18 protein-coding genes are annotated in these 18,961 nt (G+C 73.1%); 8 read left to right on the forward strand and 10 right to left on the reverse strand.

Annotation, left to right across the window (positions count from 1 at the left end; genetic code table 11):
- Positions 1–23: 23 nt before the first annotated feature.
- Entirely contained in the window at positions 24–1,259 is a 1,236-nt protein-coding gene (locus GA0070606_RS27720) for a family 20 glycosylhydrolase (protein ID WP_091106152.1), read from the reverse strand.
- A 245-nt stretch (positions 1,260–1,504) separates the two neighbouring features.
- Between GA0070606_RS27720 and GA0070606_RS27725 the strand changes: the two genes are divergently transcribed.
- The 6 genes from GA0070606_RS27725 (at position 1,505) to GA0070606_RS27750 (ending at position 7,365) form a co-directional block, all read left to right on the forward strand.
- The gene (locus GA0070606_RS27725) at positions 1,505–2,752 is read left to right on the forward strand and encodes an extracellular solute-binding protein (protein WP_091106154.1); all 1,248 of its coding nucleotides are present in this window, start codon (positions 1,505–1,507) and stop codon (positions 2,750–2,752) included.
- Between the two features lie 77 nt (positions 2,753–2,829).
- On the forward strand, positions 2,830–3,795 hold the full coding sequence (locus GA0070606_RS27730; RefSeq protein WP_091106156.1) for a carbohydrate ABC transporter permease: 966 nt from the start codon (positions 2,830–2,832) through the stop codon (positions 3,793–3,795).
- Positions 3,792–4,637, forward strand: coding sequence for a carbohydrate ABC transporter permease (locus GA0070606_RS27735; protein ID WP_218106070.1), 846 nt, complete (start codon positions 3,792–3,794; stop codon positions 4,635–4,637). Before GA0070606_RS27730 ends, GA0070606_RS27735 begins: the two co-directional genes overlap by 4 nt.
- On the forward strand, positions 4,634–5,641 hold the full coding sequence (locus GA0070606_RS27740) for a 1-phosphofructokinase family hexose kinase (RefSeq protein WP_245724838.1): 1,008 nt from the start codon (positions 4,634–4,636) through the stop codon (positions 5,639–5,641). Before GA0070606_RS27735 ends, GA0070606_RS27740 begins: the two co-directional genes overlap by 4 nt.
- On the forward strand, positions 5,617–6,513 hold the full coding sequence (locus GA0070606_RS27745) for an SIS domain-containing protein (RefSeq protein ID WP_091106159.1): 897 nt from the start codon (positions 5,617–5,619) through the stop codon (positions 6,511–6,513). The genes GA0070606_RS27740 and GA0070606_RS27745 overlap by 25 nt, the downstream gene beginning before the upstream one ends.
- 9 nt (positions 6,514–6,522) lie before the next feature.
- Positions 6,523–7,365: a class II fructose-bisphosphate aldolase gene (locus tag GA0070606_RS27750; protein ID WP_091106160.1), complete on the forward strand. Its 843-nt coding sequence runs from the start codon at positions 6,523–6,525 to the stop codon at positions 7,363–7,365.
- A gap of 63 nt (positions 7,366–7,428) precedes the next feature.
- On the opposite strand, the gene GA0070606_RS27755 is transcribed toward GA0070606_RS27750, so the two are convergent.
- A complete protein-coding gene (locus tag GA0070606_RS27755) occupies positions 7,429–8,064 on the reverse strand; it encodes an ROK family protein (protein WP_091106163.1) in 636 nt (211 codons plus the stop codon).
- Between GA0070606_RS27755 and GA0070606_RS27760 the strand changes: the two genes are divergently transcribed.
- Positions 8,026–8,481 (forward strand): FadR/GntR family transcriptional regulator, encoded by a 456-nt coding sequence (locus GA0070606_RS27760; protein ID WP_091106165.1) that lies wholly within the window; start codon positions 8,026–8,028, stop codon positions 8,479–8,481. The two genes, GA0070606_RS27755 and GA0070606_RS27760, sit on opposite strands and share 39 nt — an antisense overlap.
- Before the next feature lie 267 nt (positions 8,482–8,748).
- On the forward strand, positions 8,749–9,087 hold the full coding sequence (locus tag GA0070606_RS27765) for a histone-like nucleoid-structuring protein Lsr2 (protein WP_091106168.1): 339 nt from the start codon (positions 8,749–8,751) through the stop codon (positions 9,085–9,087).
- 74 nt (positions 9,088–9,161) lie between these two features.
- On the opposite strand, the gene GA0070606_RS27770 is transcribed toward GA0070606_RS27765, so the two are convergent.
- The 8 genes from GA0070606_RS27770 to GA0070606_RS27805 all read right to left on the reverse strand — a co-directional run bounded on the left by GA0070606_RS27770 (position 9,162) and on the right by GA0070606_RS27805 (position 18,948).
- The gene (locus tag GA0070606_RS27770) at positions 9,162–10,052 is read right to left on the reverse strand and encodes a sulfite exporter TauE/SafE family protein (RefSeq protein ID WP_091106171.1); all 891 of its coding nucleotides are present in this window, start codon (positions 10,050–10,052) and stop codon (positions 9,162–9,164) included.
- Positions 10,049–10,648: a rhodanese-like domain-containing protein gene (locus GA0070606_RS27775; protein WP_091106174.1), complete on the reverse strand. Its 600-nt coding sequence runs from the start codon at positions 10,646–10,648 to the stop codon at positions 10,049–10,051. Before GA0070606_RS27775 ends, GA0070606_RS27770 begins: the two co-directional genes overlap by 4 nt.
- Positions 10,649–10,762: 114 nt before the next feature.
- Positions 10,763–12,163, reverse strand: coding sequence for an MBL fold metallo-hydrolase (locus GA0070606_RS27780; RefSeq protein ID WP_091106176.1), 1,401 nt, complete (start codon positions 12,161–12,163; stop codon positions 10,763–10,765).
- 162 nt (positions 12,164–12,325) lie between these two features.
- Positions 12,326–12,595, reverse strand: a complete 270-nt coding sequence (locus GA0070606_RS27785) for a metal-sensitive transcriptional regulator (protein ID WP_091106179.1) — start codon at positions 12,593–12,595, stop codon at positions 12,326–12,328.
- A gap of 224 nt (positions 12,596–12,819) precedes the next feature.
- Positions 12,820–14,205, reverse strand: coding sequence for an MBL fold metallo-hydrolase (locus GA0070606_RS27790; protein WP_091106182.1), 1,386 nt, complete (start codon positions 14,203–14,205; stop codon positions 12,820–12,822).
- 119 nt (positions 14,206–14,324) lie between these two features.
- On the reverse strand, positions 14,325–15,527 hold the full coding sequence (locus GA0070606_RS27795) for an NAD(P)/FAD-dependent oxidoreductase (protein WP_091106184.1): 1,203 nt from the start codon (positions 15,525–15,527) through the stop codon (positions 14,325–14,327).
- Positions 15,528–15,760: 233 nt separating this feature from the next.
- Positions 15,761–17,290: an FGGY-family carbohydrate kinase gene (locus GA0070606_RS27800; RefSeq protein ID WP_091106187.1), complete on the reverse strand. Its 1,530-nt coding sequence runs from the start codon at positions 17,288–17,290 to the stop codon at positions 15,761–15,763.
- Positions 17,287–18,948, reverse strand: coding sequence for a glycerol-3-phosphate dehydrogenase/oxidase (locus GA0070606_RS27805; protein ID WP_091106190.1), 1,662 nt, complete (start codon positions 18,946–18,948; stop codon positions 17,287–17,289). The genes GA0070606_RS27800 and GA0070606_RS27805 overlap by 4 nt, the downstream gene beginning before the upstream one ends.
- Between the last annotated feature and the right edge of the window lie 13 nt (positions 18,949–18,961).

Below are 18,961 nucleotides of genomic sequence, written 5' to 3' on the forward strand. Positions count from 1 at the left end.
CGGACCGGGCCGGCCGGGGCCGGCTAGGACAGGGCCCACTGCTGGGTGGCCGCGCCGTTGCCGGTGCGCTGGACGACGTCCGTTCCGTCGTCGGCGACCGGCCCGGTGAGGTCGAGGGGCTTGCCGCTGTTCCGGTTGGTGACGGTGACGTACGTGCCGACCCGCGTGACGCGCCACTGCTGGTTGGCCGCACCGGTGGGGGTCCACTGGATCACGTCGGCGCCGTCGGCGGTGGAGCTGCCGGTCACGTCGAGCGGGACCAGCTCCGGGCAGCTGTCCTTGGCGGCGTCGTTCTGGTACTCGTCGCCGCCGATGTGGAAGTAGGGGCCATCGAAGAGGGGCACGAACTCCGACAGCAGGTTCATCGCGAACGTGCGGGCGTGTTCCCTGGTCAGGTTGAGGGTCCAGCCGCCGTTCGACCCGCCCGGCCAGGGGGCGTAGTCCATCGACGGGCACTCGAACCGCATCGTCGGGTCGTACGTCGTCATCGCGGTGGCGTGCCCGGGCAGGTCGATCTCGGGCACGACGGTGACGTGGTACCTCCGGGCGACGTCCTGCAGCCGGCGCAGGTCGGCCTCGCTGTAGGACTGGGCGGAGGCCAGGCCGGGGTACCGGTCGCTGCGCAGCCGGAAGCCGTTCCACTCGGTGAAGTGCAGGTGCAGCGTGTTCAGCCGCGGCCACGCCATGCGGCGGAGCAGGTTCTCCAGGTAGTCCATCTCGTAGAAGTGCCGGCCGACGTCGAGCATGAGCCCCCGCTGCCGGTACCGCGGGTGGTCCCGGACGGAGCCCGCCAGCGCGGTGGTCCGCGTCGCGCTCTGCGTGACGACCTGTAGCAGGGTCTGGGTTCCGTAGTACACGCCGGCGGCCGCGTTCCCGCGGACCGCGACGTGTGCGCCGACGGTCAGCAGGTACCCCTCGTCGCCGATGCCGGCGTCGGCGCCGGCCAGGGTGGGCAGGATGTCGCCGGTCCTCGCCGTTGCCGACGGAACGACCGGCAGGTCGACGCCGCTGATCGCGCCGAGGTCGACGCGGAGCGACGTCGCCACCGACGACAGCTCCGTGGTGTGGGCGGGGTCCACCAGGATCCGGGAGGCCGGGGTCAGCGTGTGGGTGCCCGTCCCCCCGGTCCACTCCCGCACGCTCGGTGCGACCAGGGGCGCCGGGTTGGCCGCCCGCGCCGGCGACGGGACCTGGACCCCGGCGCCGGCCAGCAGGGCGGCCAGCACCAGGGAAAGACGTCGTTCGCGGAAGAAGAGCATTGCCGCGTGCCTCCGGTGGGTTTCACGGGACTGCGCCTTGGCTCAGCGACAGGGATGTCGTACGTCAGATGTCTGACAACGGTACGAGGCGGATCGATGGCCGTCAAGAGGTGCTCGCCTGTGGACGGACCTTGACGGCGCCCGAGCCAGATCCTAGGGTCTGCAACATCCTGCTAGATATTGGCGCTCCGATGTCACAAAAGGTCATGCATTCGCGCCATCGGCATCTCCCGGAAGAGGCGGACATGAAACGACGTCTGGGCGCGGCGCTCGCCCTCGCCACCGCCGCAGCGCTCGCGATCACCGGCTGCGGCTCCTCCGACGACTCGTCGGACGGATCGATCACCCTGAAGTTCGTCGGCGCGGACTACGGCACCGGCCCCGCGGACACGACCCAGAAGTACTGGCAGAAGATCGCCGACGAGTTCCACACCCGGAACCCCTCGATCACGGTCGAGGTCACGACCATCAACTGGACGGACTACGACACCAAGGTCAAGACCCAGCTGCAGAACAAGGACTACCCCGACATCCTGCAGGGCGTGTTCTATCCGCAGTACGCGACGAACGGGCTGGTCGCGCCGCTCGGCGACGTCCTGTCCAACCCGGCCGCCGGCACTGCGGTGTTCAAGGAGGCCTTCAGCGTCGACGGCGTCCAGTACGCCGCCCCGTTCGTCACCTCCGCCCGGGCGATGTTCTACAACAAGAAGGCGTTCGCCGAGGCCGGGATCGACAAGCCGCCGGCCACGTGGGCCGAGCTGGAGAACGCCGCGCGGGCCCTGAAGGCCAAGGGGTACATCGGCTACGCCCTGCCGCTGGGCCCGGAGGAGGCGCAGGCCGAGTCGACCCTCTGGATGCTGGGCAACGGCGGTGGCTGGCAGTCCGACGGCAAGTACACCATCGACAGCCGGCAGAACGTCGAGACGTTCACGTTCCTCAAGAACCTCGTCGCGGCGGGCCTCACCCAGCCCAACCCGGCCACCTACGACCGCACGGCCAACGCGGCGGCCGACTTCGCCGCCGGCAAGGTCGGCATGGAGTTCAACGGGCCGTTCCTCACCGCCACCATCGCCTCGGCCGGCAAGCTCTCCGCCACCGACTACGCCACCGCTCCGGTGCCCGGGCGCACCGGCCCCGTCCAGCAGACGCTCGGCGTGGCGGACGCGATCCAGGCGTTCAAGACCAGGGACGCGGCCAGGGCGGCGGCCATCAAGCAGTTCCTGGACTTCGCGCTCACCGACGAGCGCCAGCTCGCCTTCGCCAGGCAGTACGCGCTGCTGCCCGGCACCCAGTCCGCGCTGGACAGCCTGAAGAGCGACCCGGTGCTCGGCACCTTCGCCAGCCTGCTGCCGCAGACCGTGCAGTTCCCCAGCGACGAGAAGTGGACCGCCACGGTGCTCCCCGCCGTCAAGAAGAACATCGGCCTGGCCGTCACCGGCGACCCGGCGCGCGTCCTCGGCGACCTGCAGGCCAAGGCGACCGCGGGGCGGTAGCCCGCCTCCGTACCTCTCCGGTGGCGCGCGGGTCCCCACCCGCGCGCCACCGCCCACCGGCGCCCGATAGGACTCAGATGGCAAGAACCGTGACGCTGACGCCGCTCCCCGAGGCGGCTCGTGCCGCGCGCTCCAGCGAGCCCGCCCGCCGCCGGCGCTCCGCGTGGGCGGCGCTCGAACCGCTGGTCTGGATCGGGCCGGCGATCCTGCTGATCATCGGCGTGGTGCTGGTGCCCGTCGTGCTGATGTTCCGCACCGCCTTCCACCGGATCGACGCGATCGGCTTCGACCACGGCTGGGCGGGCTGGGAGAACTTCGAGGCGCTGCTGCGCGAGCCCGCACTGGGCGCCGTCGTGGTGCGTACCCTCGTGTGGGTCGTGGCCGTGGTGGCCGTCACGATGGCGTGCTCGCTGGTCCTCGCGCAGCTGTTCAACCAGGAGTTCCCCGGGCGGCGGGTGGCCCGGTGGGCCCTCGTCGCGCCCTGGGCGGCATCGGTCTTCATGACCGCCGTGGTGTTCCGCTGGATGCTCGACTCGCGGTCGGGCCTGATCAACCTCTTCCTGCACGACATCGGGGTGCTGCCGGAACTCGGCACCGCACAGGCCGACTGGCTCGGCCGGCCCTCCGTCGCGCTGTGGTGGATGATCGGCGTGGCGGTCTTCGTCTCCATTCCGTTCACCACCTACGCGATCCTCGCCGGCCTGCAGGGCATCCCCGCCGACGTCTACGAGGCCGCGCTGCTCGACGGGGCGTCGCCGTGGCGCACCTACCGGTCGGTCACCCTGCCGCTGCTGCGCCCGGCGCTGCTCGTGGCCGTCCTGATCAACATCATGAACGTCTTCAACAGCTTTCCGATCATCTGGGCCATGACCGCCGGTGGGCCGGGCGACCAGACGGCCACCACGACGATCTTCATGTACCAGCTGAAGTCGTCCTCGATCGCCGAGTCCGCCGCCATGTCCGTCGTCAACTTCGGCATCGTCATCGTGCTCGTCGCCCTCTTCGTCCGGGCCAGCAGAGGAAAGTCGCAGGTGCAGTCGTGACCGCAGCCGTCGCGTCGGGGCGGGCGCGCCGCCCCTCCGGGCGCAAGATCATTCTTGCCTGCGTCGCGTACGCGGTCGCCGCGCTCTTCCTGCTCCCGTACCTGGAGATGGTGGTCGCGGCGGCGCGTCCGAGCGACGAGCTGAAGGACCCCACCTACCTGCCGTCGCGGTTCGAGTGGTCCAACTTCGTCACCCTCTGGTCCAGCGGGCTCGGCACCAACCTCGGGGTGAGCCTCCGCGTGGCGGCCGGCGCGACCCTGCTGGTCCTGCTCGTGGCGCTGCCCGCCGCGTACTACACCGCGCGGCACCGGTTCCGGGGCCGCACCGTGTTCCTCCTGCTCGTGCTCGTCACGCAGATGTTCCAGCCCACGGCGATGCTGGTCGGCATCTACCGGGAGTTCGTGGCCCTCGGCCTGAACAACTCGATCTGGGGCCTGACGCTTGTCAACGCCGGCTTCAACCTCGCGTTCGCGACCTGGATCCTCAACGCCTACATCAGCTCCATCCCGGTCGAGCTGGAGGAGGCGGCGACCGTGGACGGGACGGGCCGGCTCGGCGCGCTGCTGCGGATCACCCTGCCGCTGGCCTGGCCCGGCGTCGTCACGGCACTGATCTTCACCTTCATCGCCGCCTGGAACGAGTTCGTCGTCGCGTTGATCCTGACCTCCGACCCCGAGAAGCAGCCGCTCACCGTGGTGCTCGACAGCTACCTCGGCGGCTACCAGATCGACTGGGGGCACCTGTTCGCGGCGTCCGCCGTGGCCACCGTGCCGGTGATCATCCTGTTCGCCCTCATCGAGCGCAAGGTCGTGGGCGGCCTGACCGCCGGATCGGTCAAGTGAGCGCCACCGGCCCGGACCGGAACGGGCTGATCATCTCGGTCGCGCTCAACCCCGCACTGGACGTCACCTACTCCGTGCCGGAACTGGTGCCCGGCACGTCCCACCGGGTCACGGACGTGGTCTGCCGGGCCGGGGGCAAGGGGGTGAACGTCGCCCGGGTGCTGCGTCAGCTGGGCGCCGAGACCCTGGTCCTGGGCCTGCTCGGCGGCGCCGCCGGCGACCGGATCGAGGCCGAGCTGGCAGCCGTCGGCGTGCCGGCGCACTTCACCCGCCTCGACGCGGAGACCCGCCGGACGGTGACCGTCCTCGCGGAGGGCGGGGCGACGGTCCTCAACGAACCGGGCCCGCCCGTCACCGCCGCGCGCTGGTCGGCGTTCCGGGAGGCGTACGCGGAGCGGGTCGGGGCGGCGCGGGTGGTGGTGCTGTCCGGCAGCCGGCCACCGGGCGTACCCGAGACCGCCTACGCCGACCTCGTCGCCATCGCCCGGGCCAACGGCGTCGACGCCGTCGTGGACGCCGAAGGTCCCGCGCTGCGGCACGCGCTGGCCGCCGCGCCGGCGTTGGCGAAACCGAACGCCCACGAGGCGGCGGATCTGCTCGGCCGTCCGGTACGCACCCGCGACGACGCCGTGGTGGTGGCGCGGCGACTCGTCCGGCTCGGCGCCGGCGCCGGCGTCGTCTCCCGGGGCGAGGACGGATTCGTGGCGGTCGCCGACGGAGCCACCTACGACGTCCGAGCGCCCGAACGGGTGCCCGGCAACCCGACCGGCGCCGGCGACGCCCTCGCGGCCGTGCTCGCGTACGGGCTCGTCACCCGGACGCCGTGGCGGGACGTCCTCGCCCGGGGCGCGGCCGTCTCCGCCGCCGCCGTCGCCTGCCCGTGGGCGGGCGGATACGACGCCGACGTGGCCTCCCGGCTGCTGCCCGGAACCACCGTGGAAACCCTGGAAACACCACGCACCGACAGAAAGCAGGAACCGTGTCGTACGTCGCTTCCGAGATAGCCTCCCAACCCGAGACCTGGCGGCACGCCGCGGCGCTGGTCGCGCAGCCGGAGGTGGCGCGGGCCCTGCCCCGGCCCGGCGAACGCGTCGCCGTCGTGGGCTGTGGCACGTCGTACTTCATGGCGCAGAGCTTCGCGGCGCTGCGGGAGTCGGCGGGGCAGGGGGAGACCGACGCGTTCGCCGCCTCGGAGTTCCCCACCGGGCGGCGGTACGACCGCGTCGTCGCCATCACTCGCTCCGGCACCACCACCGAGGTGGTCCGGCTCCTGGAAGGGCTGCCGGCCGGCACCCGCTCGACGGTCGTCACCACCGACGCCGCCCTGCCGGCGGCCCGGCTCGCGACCGACCGCGTCGTCCTCGGCCTCGCCGACGAGCGGTCGGTGGTGCAGACCCGCTTCGCCACGACCGCGCTGGCCGCCTGGCGCGTCGGCCTCGGGCGGGACCTGACGGACGCGATCGCCCAGGCGCGGGCCCGGCTGGCCGAACCGCTCGACCCGGCCGTGGTCGGCCGGGAGCAGTTCACCTTCCTCGGCACCGGCTGGACGGTGGGACTGGCGCACGAGGCGGCCCTGAAGCTGCGCGAGGCGGCGCAGGTCTGGGCGGAGTCGTACCCGGCGATGGAGTTCCGGCACGGCCCGATCAGCGTGATCGACCACCGGTCCGTGGTCTGGATCTTCGGTCCGCCGGTGCCCGGGCTGCGCGACGACCTGGCCGGCACCGGCGCGATCGTGGTGCACGAGCACGGTGACCCCATGGCGTCCCTCACCACCGCGCAGCGGCTCGCGGTCGAGCTCGCGACCCGGCGCGGCCTGGACCCGGACCGCCCCCGGCTGCTCACCCGGTCCGTCGTCCTGCCCGTGCCCGCCGCCTGAGGAGCGCCGATGACCCTCGTCCCCACCGCCGACCTGGTGGCCGCCGCCCGCGCCGCCGGCACCGGCGTGCTGGCGTTCAACGTGATCACCATCGAGCACGCCCAGGCGATCGCCGCCGCGGCGCGGCGGGCGCACCGGCCCGCGATCCTGCAGATCAGCCAGAACGCGGCGCGCTACCACGGCGGCGTCTCGGCCATCGCCGCGGCGACCGCCGAGATCGCCCGCGCTGCCGGCGCGGAGCTGTCGCTGCACCTGGACCACGTCGACGACGTCGGCCTGCTGGAGCAGGCCCCCGCCGCCGGCTTCAGCTCCGTGATGGTCGACGCGTCCGCGCTGTCGTACGCGGCGAACGTGGCCGCCACCCGTAAGGCGACCGACTGGGCGCACGAGCGCGGGCTGTGGGTCGAGGCGGAGCTCGGCCACGTCGGCGGCAAGCCGGACGCCCCGGCGAGCGCCCACGCGGCCGGCGTCCGCACCGACCCGGCCGAGGCCGCCCGCTACGTGGCCGAGACCGGCGTCGACGCGCTGGCCGTCGCGGTGGGCAGCACCCACGCGATGGCCGACCGCACGGCGTCGCTGGATCTCGACCTCGTGGCCGCGATCCGCGACGCGGTGCCCGTGCCCCTGGTGCTGCACGGTTCCTCGGGGGTGCCGCTGGAGCAGATCCGCGCGGCGGTCGGGCGCGGCATGGTGAAGATCAACGTCGGGACGGCCCTCAACGTGGCCTTCACCGACGCGGTCCGGGCCGCCCTGCCCGAGTCCCGCGACCCGCGCCGCTACCTCGCGGCGGGGCGGGACGCGATGGCCGGGGTGGTGGAGCGGCTGCTCACCCTGCTGCCCGAGGTGCCGTAGCCCGACGCCGGCAGTCGGCCGGACACCGGGGCCGGTGCGGGCGTGGTCACCGCCCGCACCGGCCTATGCCGGGGGACGGGCGGGCAGGGGCTCGGGCACGTTGAGCCGCAGGGCGGCCGCGACGGCGCCCAGGGCGCCGCCCTCGTCGCCGAACCGGGCCGTCACGACGTCCAGGTGGCGCGGGTGACGGGGGATCGCCAACCGGCCGATCGTCGCCCGCACCGGCTCCAGCACCACCTCGCCGGCCTGGGCCAGGGTGCCGCCGATGGCCACCTTGCCCGGATCCAACTGCACCACCATGCCCGAGAGGACCCGGCCGAGCAGCGTCGCGGCGTGCCGCACCACCTCCTCGACGGTCGGCTCGCCGGCACGTGCCAGCGCCGCCAGGTCGGCCGGGTCCGCGACGGTCACGCCGCGGTCGGCGCACCGCTCGATGAGGGCCGACGGGCGGATCAGCAGCTCCAGGCAGCCACGGCCGCCGCACGGACAGGCCTCGCCGTCGGGGTCGACGCTGACGTGGCCGATCTCGCCGGCGGCGCCGTGCGCGCCGCGGGCGAGCCGGCCGTCGACGATGAGCCCGCCGCCCACGCCGTCACTCCACCGGACGTAGGTTGACGTAGCGCTGCTGCGGGCACCTATGTCACGAGCCTCGCCCCGCAGTTGCTGCTCGACACCCTCAGCTTCGTCGTGGACTTCCACCGCGACGACACGGTGCTGGACTTCCTCGAGGTTCGGCGCATCCTCGAGCCGGCCGCCACGGCACTGGCCGCGCGACGGATGAGCGCCGAGGACGTCGCCGGCCTCCAGGCGGTGCTCGACAGCCTGGGTGACACCTCGGACGTCGAGGCACTGGTCGCCAACGACCTGGAGTTCCATCGTCTGATCGCCGTCGGCTCCGGAAACACGGTGCTGTGCTCGCTGCTCGAAGGTCTCTCCGGGCCCACCACCCGGGCCCGCATCTGGCGCGGCGTCACGCAGGAGGGCGCCGTCACCCGCACCCGGGAGCAGCACCAGGCCATCGTCGACGCGATCACGGCCGGGCAGGCCGATCTCGCGCGTTCCTGGGCCACCGTGCACGTCGCCGGCGTCGAGGAGTGGCTCCGTCGGGCGCTGTGACCGGATCGCCCGGTCGCGAGCGCGCCGGTGGCGAGCGCCGGGCCGGCCCGGCGGCACCCACGCTCCGGCGGCGTGCCCACGCCCCGGCGGACTCGTGGATTGCGCCAATGCCCCGATCTTTTCGCTTGATGAACGCCTTTCGTCGCGAGCTTGCGTCCGGCCAATCGAGCGATCGATTCTTGCGGTGCCCAACCGTCGATAGGGATGCGGTCGGGCGTACCATTCCACGAATCGACCATGCACGACGAATGCGCGGGAGTTGCCGTCATGGCCCGGAAAGTGATCACCATCCTGACTGACGACCTCGACGGCGGATCCGCGGATCGGACCATCGACTTCAGCCTCGACGGCGTCGCCTATGCCATCGACCTGTCCGACCAGAATGCCGGCGCCCTGCGCAAGGCCCTCGACGTGTACATCGACGCCGCCCGGCGGATCGGCCGAAGTGGCATTGACCCGGATCGGTCGACGACTCCGGTGGCGCCCGCGGGTCGCAGCCGCGCGCAGACCCGCGCGATCCGCGAATGGGCCGTCGAGAACGGCTACCAGATTTCCGAGCGCGGCCGCATCCCGAACTCGGTGGTGAAGGCGTACGACAACCGCTGACTCCTCGGCGGCGCGGCGACGTCCGGGTGAGGGGGTTGGTCAGAGAACCCCCTCACCCCGGCCACCGCCGGATCTCAGCGACGTCCGGCCGCCACGGCCGTACGGGTGGGCTGCCGTTCCCGCCGTCGGCTCCGCCGGACGGCGACGCCGATCGCCAGCGCGGCGGCCAGACCCAGCGCCACCCACAGCAGCGGGTTCGTCCGCACCTCGTCCGGCACCTGTTGGACGAGCACGAACACGCCCATCGCCACGACGAACCAGCCGAACGCCTTGCGCAGCACCTCCTCGGGGATCCGGCCGGCGAGACGACCGCCGAGCAGGCTCCCGACCACGGCGGCAGCCGTCACCGCGGCAGCCAGGCCCCAGTCGATGCCGACGCTGGAGAGATAGCCGGCCAGCCCGGCGAACGACTTCATCGCGATGACCACCAGCGAGGTCCCGACGGCGACCGGCATCGGCAGACCGCCGAGCAGCGCCAGCGCCGGCACCACCAGGAAGCCGCCGCCGGCACCGACCAGGCCCGTCACCAGACCGACCACGACGCCGTCGAGGACGACGCGCAGGACCGGGAGCTCGTGCGGTGCCGGCCGTCCCGCCGCGGCCCGCCGACCCCGGATCATCGCCACGGCGGTGGCCAGCATCATCAGGGCGAACCCGGTGAGCAGCACGCCGGCCGGAACGAACTCGGCCAGGCGGCCTCCTGCGTACGCGCCGGCCATGCCGGCCACGCCGAAGACCAGGCCGGTGCGCCACCGGATGCGGCCGGCCCGCGCGTGCGGCAGCACGCCCACGGCGCTGGTGACGCCGACGACCAGCAGCGAGGTGGCGATGGCCTCCTTGGCCGGCAGGTCGGCGACGTACACCAGCAGCGGCACGGCGAGGATCGATCCGCCGCCGCCGAGCAGGCCGAGGCTGATCCCGATCAGCACGGCCAGCCCGACGGTAAGCGCCAGGCCGCCGCTCATGACCGCCGCCCGGCGGCCGGCCCTCCGCGCAGCTGGCCGACGATCGTGTCCAGGTCGCAGCTGGCGCCCCGGTTGTAGGGGAGCTTGCCGAGCAGCATGCCCATCGCGCAGGTGTTGGTGAGGGCGGCGAAGGTCAGCCCGGCGCCGATGAACGCGGCGACCCACTTCAGCCCGGGGACGAACACCGAGGCGAGGATGCTGACCAGGACGATGGAGCCGGCGACCAGGCGGACCTGGCGCTCCAGGTCCCACCGGGGCCTGCCCTGGGAGATCGGGGCGTGGGCGGCCTGCCAGGCCATGATTCCGCCCTTGAGGACCTTGAGGTTGGGCAGGCCGGCACCGGCGAGGGTCTGCTCGGCCTGGGTGGCGCGGGCGCCGGAGCGGCAGATCAGCACGACGTCCTCGTCGAGGTGACGGAGCAGTTCCTCGCGGTGCTCCTTGAGCAGGTCCAGCGGCACGTTGTAGGAGCCGGGGATGTGGGACGTCTCGAACTCCCCGGGCGTGCGCACGTCGAGCAGTCGGGGCGCCCGCCCGGTGTCGATCAGCTCGCGCAGGGTCGCGGCGTCGAGGGTGGCGGGGCTGGTCGGGGTGGTCATGCTCTCTCCTTGAGTCGCTTCGGATGTGCGGGGCGCGGGCCGCTGGTGTGGCCCGCGTGGTCGTGCGGCCGCCACGCCGGGCCGGCAGTCGCTCCGGCCCGGCGCGGGCGACGTTCAGGCGGCGGCGGCCATCCGGACGCCGACCTGCTCGGCGCGGCCGAACGAGTCGTCGATCAGGACGACCTCGCGGCCGGCGTTGGCCAGCAGGGACGCCGCTGCGGTGGCGCGGTAGCCGGAGCCGCAGTGCACCCAGACCACGCCCTCGGGCACGTCGGCGAGCCGCTTCGGCAGGTCGGGCAGCGGCACGTGCACCGCGCCGTCGATGTGGCCGGCCCTCCACTCGTTGGTCATCCGGACGTCGAGGACGACCTGTGGCGCGGGCAGGCCCTCGGGGGCGTCGCCGGCCTGTGCGGCCGCGAGGGCCGGGAAGTCCGCGACGGTCAGCTCGCGCAGGTCGGCCGGGTCGGTCGCCCACCGCTCGGGGTCTCCCGTGGCCTGAGCGGCGGGCCGGTCGATGCCGATGCGGGCCAGTTCGCGTTGGGCGTCGGCGACCTGCTCGGGCGTCTGTGCGAGCAGGGTGATCGGCACGCCCCAGTCGATGAGCCAGCCGAGCCAGGTCGACATCGGCCCGTCGAGGCCGAGGCCGACGGTGCCGGCGAGGTGCGAGGTGGCGTACGCCTTGCGGTGTCGCAGGTCGACGACCCACTCGCCGGCGGCGATCCGCTCGCGCAGCTGGGCGGCGTCGGCGCGGGTGGCCGGGGTGAGGTCGACCGGGGCGGGGCCGGCGGTGTTGGCCACGCCCATGTGGGCGTAGTAGGCGGGGTAGGCGTCGAGGCCGGCGAGGGTCTCGGTGACGAACCGGTCGGCGGCCAGCCGCAGCACGGGGTTGGCCTGCTTCTCCCGGCCGATGGTGGACTCGGGGGCGTCGGACTGGCTGGCGGAGCAGAAGCTGCCGAAGCCGTGGGTGGGCCAGACCTGGGCGCCGTCGGGGAGCAGGTCGGCCAGCTTCCGCGCCGAGTCGTGCTGGTGGTGGGCGAGGGTGTGGGCGTGCTGCTGGCCGAGCAGGTCGGTGCGGCCGGTGGTGCCGAACAGCAGCGAGCCGCCGGTGAACACCCCGGCCGGCTGCCAGCCGCCGTCGGTGGCCTCGTCGAGGACGTACGACAGGTGGTGGAAGGTGTGGCCCGGTGTGGCGACGACCCGCAGCCGCAGCCGGTCGGAGACGGTCACCTCGTCGCCCTCGGTGACGGGCGTCCGGTCGAAGCCCACCTCGTCGCGGCCGGAGACGAGGTACTGCGAGCCGGTGAGCCGGGCCAGCTCCAGGCCGCCGGAGACGTAGTCGTTGTGGATGTGGGTCTCCACCACGTGGGTGATCCGCACGCCCTTCTCGCCCGCGAGATACATGATCCGGTCGACGTCCCGCTGCGGATCCACCACCACGGCCACCCGGCCGTCCGTCGCGAGGTAGCTGCGGTCTCCCAGGGACGAGGTCGCGATGACCGACACCTGCACCGACATTTCGTCTTCTCCCTTCACCCCTCCCTACATACCCGGGGGGGTATGCAGGGAATAGTCTGCACCCTTTGTCGAATTTGACAACGCGTCACCCGCCCCGGCGGACACGCCGCCGGGGCTCCGGCGGGACACGCCGCCGGGGCTCCGGCGTTCAGGCCCGGCGGATCACGCCAGGGCCAGGAACAGCTTCTCCAGTTCCTCTTCGGTCATCTCCGGCTGCTCGCCGCGATCGCGGGCCGCGGAGCAGTGCCGCATGCCGGAGGCGATGATCTTGTAGCCCGCGCGGTCGATCGCCTTCGACACCGCGGCCAGCTGGGTCAGTGCCTCGCGGCAGTCCTGGCCGTTCTCCATCATCTCGATGACCGCGTTGAGCTGCCCTCGGGCGCGCTTCAGGCGGGTCAGTGCCTCGCCGGTCATCTCGGGGCGCAACTTCATCTCGTCTACCTCCGTTCACACCGTAACACCTACCCCCGGGGGTATCTCCGGGCGCGGGTGTTTCCGATGGACGGGGCCGCGCCGGCAGCGCCGCCCGCCTGTCACGATTGCCGTACCCGACAGTCACAACATACCCCCCAGGGTATTAATTCCGTCCGGCGGGGCCACCCTCGCCCGGGAGCGAACCCGCGCCGCCGGCCGCGCGCCTTCGCGCCCGCCGCCGCTCAGGCGGGGGCGGAGTCGCGCATGGTCTGCCAGGCGCCGTAGCCGCCGAGCAGGTCGGAGACGTCCGAGCGGCCGTCGGCGCGCAGCAGGCTGGCCGCGACCGAGGAGCGGTATCCGCCGGCGCAGTGCACGACCACGGGCCGGTCGGCCGGGACCTCGTGCAGGCGTTCAGTCAGCTCGGCGAGGGGGATGTGCCGCGATCCCTCGACGGCGCCCTGCTCGCGCTCGCCGGCGTTGCGGACGTCGAGGACCACCGGCGGCCCGGGCCGCTCCAGCGCCGCGCGCAGTTCGGGGGCGGTGACCCGGCTGGCCCGGGTCAGGTCGGCGGCCATCCCGGGCAACGCCTCGTCGGGCTCGCGCAGGTAGCCGACGACGTGGTCGAAGCCGATCCGGGCGAGGCGTACGACGATCTCCTCCTCCCGGCCCTGCGGGGCCACGACGAGGACGTCGCGGTCCGGCGCGACCACGCTGCCGGCGGTCTCGGCGAAGCGGCCGTCGGCGGGGATGTTGAGCGCGTCGCGCAGGTGGCCGGCGGCGTACTCGTGCGGGTCGCGGGCGTCGACCACGACGGCCCCGTCGGCCCGCGCGGCGCGGAAGGCGGCGGCGTCGAGCGCCCGGGCGGAGCGGGTGTGGTCGAACAGTTCGCGGGCCTTGCGGTTGAGCGCGGCGTCGAAGGCGAAGTAGCCGGGCGCCGCCGGCTGCCCGCCGGTGACCAGGGCGAGGAACTGCTGCTCGCTCATCGGGGCGCAGGCGTAGTTGGTGCGGCGCTGCTCGCCGATCGTGGACTGCCGCTCGGTGGACAGGTTCTTGCCGCAGGCCGAGCCGGCGCCGTGGGCGGGGAAGACCCGCACCTCGTCGGGCAGGCCCATCAGTTTGCGCTGCACGCTGTCGTAGAGCATCCGGCCCAGCTCGTCGGCGGTGACGCCGAGCGAGGCGAGCAGGTCGGGCCGGCCGACGTCGCCGATGAACAGCGCGTCGCCGGTCATGACCCCGTACGGCACCGTGTCGGCGGCGTGCTCGTGGACCAGGATGCTGATCGACTCGGGGGTGTGCCCGGGGGTCTCCATGATCTCCAGGGTCACGTCGCCGAGGCTGATGCGCTCCCCGTCGGCGAGCTTGCGGATCGGGTACTCGGTCTCGGCCCGTCGGCCGTAGCCGATCCACGCGCCGGTGGCCGCGGCGACCTCCAGGTGGCCGGCGAGGAAGTCCGCGTGGAAGTGGGTGTTGATCACCCCTTCGATGGTCAGGCCGCGCCGGCGCGCGTCGGCCAGGTATTCGTCGATGTCGCGGCGCGGGTCGACGAGCACCGCCCGCCCGCTCGTCTCGTCCGCGACGAGGTACGACGCCTGGGACAGGCAGTCCAGGTAGTACTGGGTGAACAACATGGTGCTGAACTCCTTCGCGCTGGCGGTCGACGACGCACCTACGGTAGCGCATACCCCGGGGGGTATATTCCGGGTCGAAGGTCCCTGATCCTCGGGACCTTCGACACCCGGCGGATCGGTCAGGCGAGGCCGCGCAACATGCCGTGCCAGTACATCGCCGGCAGCCCGTGCCGCTTGAGCAGCCACATGTCGTAACGCGGCCTCATCGTGTCGATCAACGGGAAGCTCGGCCTGGGCCTGAGCTCGTAGTCGAACTCGGCGAGCAGCATCCGGTTGTGCGCGGTGACCAGCGGGCAGGAGGTGTAGCCGTCGTAGCGGGCCGGCAGCGGTTCGCCCCGGCGGGCCGCGAGCAGGTTGGCCACGACGACCGGCGCCTGCTTGCGGATGGCGGCCCCGGTCTTCGAGGTGGGCAGGTTCGCCACGTCCCCGAGTGCGAAGACCTCCGGCCAGCGGGTGCTCCGCAGCGTGTGCCGGTCGACCGCGAGGTAGCCGAAGGGGCTGGCGGGATCCGCGAGAGGGCTGCCCTTGAGCCAGTCCGGGGCGCTCTGCGGCGGCACGGCGTGCAGCAGGTCGTAGTCGACGGTCTCCGTGGCGCCGGACCTGTTGTCGACGATGGTCGCCCGGCGGCCGGCGCCGTCGACCTCGACGAGCTGCGACTCGTAGCGGACCTCGATGCCGTACCGGGCGACCACGGACTCGAGCACCCTGGCCCAGTCGGGCTGGCTGAAGATGCTCGGCGTCGGCAGCACGAGGATGATCCGCGTGGCGTCACGCAGCCCCTGCCGCTGCCACCAGTCGGCGGCCAGGTAGGCGATCTTCTGCGGAGCGCCGCCGCACTTGACCGGCCCGGCCGGCATGGTGAAGATCGCGGTGCCGCCGCGTACGGCGCGGATGAACTCCCAGGTCCGGGGGGCGAGGTCGTACCGGTAGTTGCTGGACACCCCGTCGCGGCCGACCGACTCGGCCAGGCCGGGGACGGCGCCGAAGTCGAGTTGCAGCCCCGGCGCCATGACCAGTTGGTCGTAGGCGACGACATCGCCGCCGTCGAGCGTGACGGTGCGACCGTCCGGATCGACCCCGACCGCCCGGTCCCGGATCCAGCTCACGCCCCGGGGGACGAGCTTCCGCTGTGGCCTGACGGTTTCGCCCGCCGTGGCGAGGCCGCCTCCCACCAGGGTCCAGAGCGGTTGGTAGTAGTGGTGCGCGGAGGGTTCGACCAGGGCGACGTCGGAGACGCCCCGACGGCGCAGCCGCGCGGCCACGCTGATGCCGGCGGTGCCGCCGCCGACGATGACGACCTGATGATGCCGGACCGACGTCATGGAACCTCCCGGGTAGGAGAAGGGCGGTCGCCGGGCGCACCCGCGCCGGGGCCGGGAATGCGTCAGCGGCCTTCGATGCCCCAGCATACCTGGGGGGGTATGGTGTGGCGAGGTGGTCGCCGCGTCGGGCGCGCCGGCGGCCCCGCCTCGGCGTCGAGACGTGGGCCGCCGCCGGCCTGGCCCTGCTCGCGCACGGCGCCGATGCCGGCACCGCCCGCCGGCCCGAAGGTCCCTCAGCCGTTCCGGTCGGCGTCGCGGTAGTGCTCGACCTCCGACCAGACCGAGGACATCCCGGCGAGGCAGCGGTCGAACACCCGGGAGTGCTCGACGTAGGCGGCCCGGTCGGGACCCGGATGCACGCACAGGTCGTCCTCGTCGTTGACGGTCCACGGCGGCACGTCGTGGGCGAGCGCGCCGGGGAGCAGGGAGGCGACCCCACGGGCGCCGAGTTCGCTGGTGAGCTGGCGCCGGACGGGCCGCCCCAGCACGTCGGCGAAGATCTGCGCCCAGACCGTGGACCGGGCACCCCCGCCGGCCAACCGCCAGGGCCGGTCCCCGACGTCCGCACCACTGGCCAGCACCCGGTCGACCTGGACCCGGTGGTACTGCGCCACCCCCTCGATGACCGCCCGCGTGAGGTGTCCACGGCGGTGGTTGCTGGAGATGCCGAGGAAGGTGCCGGAAGCCGACGGGTGCTCGGGCGACCCGTTGACGAACGGCAGGAACAACAGCCCGTCGGCCCCGGGCGGCACGGCGGCCGCCTCCCTGAGCAGTTCCGCGGCGGCGACACCGCCGACCTGGTCGTGCGCGACCCCGGCGCAGGCCAGCCACTCCAGGTTCGCCGCCGAGGTCGGAGCGACCTCCATCGCCAGCATCGTGGCCGGGTCGGGCATGAACGCGCTGAGGGTGACCTCGGGTGCGGGGGCGCGCGCGGGGACCACGACACCGTTGATCGCCCAGGTGCCGACGATGATCGTTCCGTCGCCGGCCTCCCGACCCCCGGCGCCCAGGGTGGCCGCCACGCAGTCCATGCAGCCCGCGATGACCGGCAGGCCCTCGGGGAGTCCGGTACGGGCCGCCGCGGCGGCGCTCAGCCCGGCGACCACCTCGTCGGAGCGCCGCAGCGGCGGGAACCGGTCGAGGTCGGTGGCCGGCAGCCCGACCAGTTCGAGCGCCGTGGCGGTGTAGGCGCGGGTGTCGAGTCCGACCATCCCGAAGGCGCTGGCGTCGCTGTAGTCGGCGCCGGCGACGCCGGTGAGCTGCGAGGTGACCCAGTCCTTGCAGGACAGGGCCCACCGGGTGGCCGCGTAGGCGTCCGGTTCGGCGTCGCGCAGCCAGCGGAGCAGGACGGCCGGCTGGGCGGCCCAGGGAATGGAGCCGGTCTCCCGGGCCAGCCGGCGGGCACCCTCCGGCGGGATCGCCTGGACGATCCGCTGGGCGCGGCTGTCCGACGAGGCGATGGCCGGCCCGACCGGGCGCAGCGCCTCGTCGACCGGGTAGAGGCCGTTGCCGTGGGCGGCCACCCCGATGCCGGCCGGGGCGTACCCGTCGGCGTCGAGCTTGCCGGTGATCTCGGCGAGCAGTGACATCACCGTGTCGGCCAGCGCGCGCATGTCCACGTCGTGGCGGTGCGCGTTCACGCTGGTGCGGGGCGTGCGGGCGTGCACGACGGCCAACTCGCCTCCCTCGACGTCGAACGCGGCCGCCTTGGTCGCGGTGAGGCCGACGTCGACCCCGAGGTAGCAGGTCTGCGGTGCCGTCACGACGTCCTCCTGTCGCTGTTCGGGGTCGCCGGTGAGAGCTGCAGCGCGCGCGGGCGGAAGCGCCGCAGTTCGGCGTGGTAGGCGGCCACCTCGGTCCGGGCCCGTGCGGCATCCCAGCCGAGGTGCCGGACGGCGACGTCCGCGCAGGTCACGGCCGTCGACACCGCCATGTCCGGGCCGAGGCCGATCAGGGTACGGCGCAACAGGGCGTCTGCCAACGTCACGGCCCGTTCCTCGCGGAACGCCATGACGATCTCGGCGGCCACCGCTCCGCTCTGCTCGTCGACGACCTCGGCGAGTGATTGGTCGGTCGTGGCGAGTTCGAGCACCCGGCGTGCCCGCACCCCGTACAGGTCGAGCAACCGGGTCCGCTGGTCGGCGGTGAACGGCGCCGCCGAGTGCTGGAACTCCGCGCGGAAGGCACGCCAGTCGGCGGTGTCGGCCCCCGGCAGCGGCCGGGTGCGGGTGTTGCACCGCCGCCGGGGCCGGCCGAGCACCTTCAACGCCGCGTCGGTGGCGTCCTCGGCGAGCGCCCGGTGGGTGGTCAGCTTGCCGCCGATGATCGACAGCAGTCCCGCGTACGCCGGCGCGTGGTCGAGCACGGTGTGCCCGCGACTGATCTTGGCATTGTCCGACACGCCCGTGGTGTACGGCAGCGGGCGGATCCCGGCGACGCTGTAGAGAACGTCGGCCGGAGTGAGCCTGGCCTGCGGGATGATCCGGTTGGTCTCGTTGAGCAGGTACTCGATCTCGGCGTCGCTGGCGACGACCTCGTCGATGTCGCCGTCGTAGGTGAGGTCGGTGCTGCCCAGGATGTAACGGCCCTGCCACGGGAAGATGAAGATCGGACGCCGGTCGGCCGCGGCCTCGAAGAAGATGCAGGTGTCCGGGGCGCCGGGGAACGGGTCGAGCATGACGTGGCTGCCCTTGGTGCCGCCGTTGAGCCGCCGGCACTCGATCTGCCCCCGCAGGACGTGGTCGATCCACGGCCCGGCGGCGTTCACCGTGAGCCGGGCCCGGATCCGCCCCTGCCGCCCGGACTGGTTGTCCGTGGTTCGCACGCCGAGCACCCGGCCGTTCTCGACGATCAGCCCGGTCACCGTGGTGTGGGTCAGCACCCGCGCGCCCAGCCGCTCGGCGTCGAGCAGCAGCTCGACGCAGAGCCGCTCGGCCCACGGCACCTGCGCGTCGTGGAAGAGCACTCCGCCGCGCAACCCGTCGCGCGACAGCTGCGGCCAGCGCTGCCCGATCCGCCGGGCGGACAGGCCCCGGCTGACCCCGCGTCCCCGGCGGGCGGCGAGCACGTCGAAGGCCGCCAGGCCGAGCCGGACCAGGGGGCCCGGTCGGCTGTCGCTGGCGTAGGACGGGATGAGCATCGGGTAGTCGTGCACCAGGTGGGGGGCGGTGCGGAACAGCAGGTGGCGTTCGCGGATGGACTCGTTGACCAGGGTGAAGTCGTAGCGCTCGAGGTACTTCAGGCCGCCGTGGATGAGCCGGCTCGACGTGCTCGTCGTACCGGCGCCGATGTCGCCCCGGTCGACGACGACGACACTCAGGCCGCGGTCGGCGGCGTCTCTGGCGATGGCGAGGCCGTTGATGCCGGCGCCGACGATGACGAGGTCTATGACGTCACCGGGTCCGGTGTGTGGATACGACATGGAGGGCTCCCGG

This window comes from Micromonospora citrea (genome assembly GCF_900090315.1).
In the GTDB taxonomy this organism is placed as follows: Bacteria; Actinomycetota; Actinomycetes; order Mycobacteriales; family Micromonosporaceae; genus Micromonospora; species Micromonospora citrea.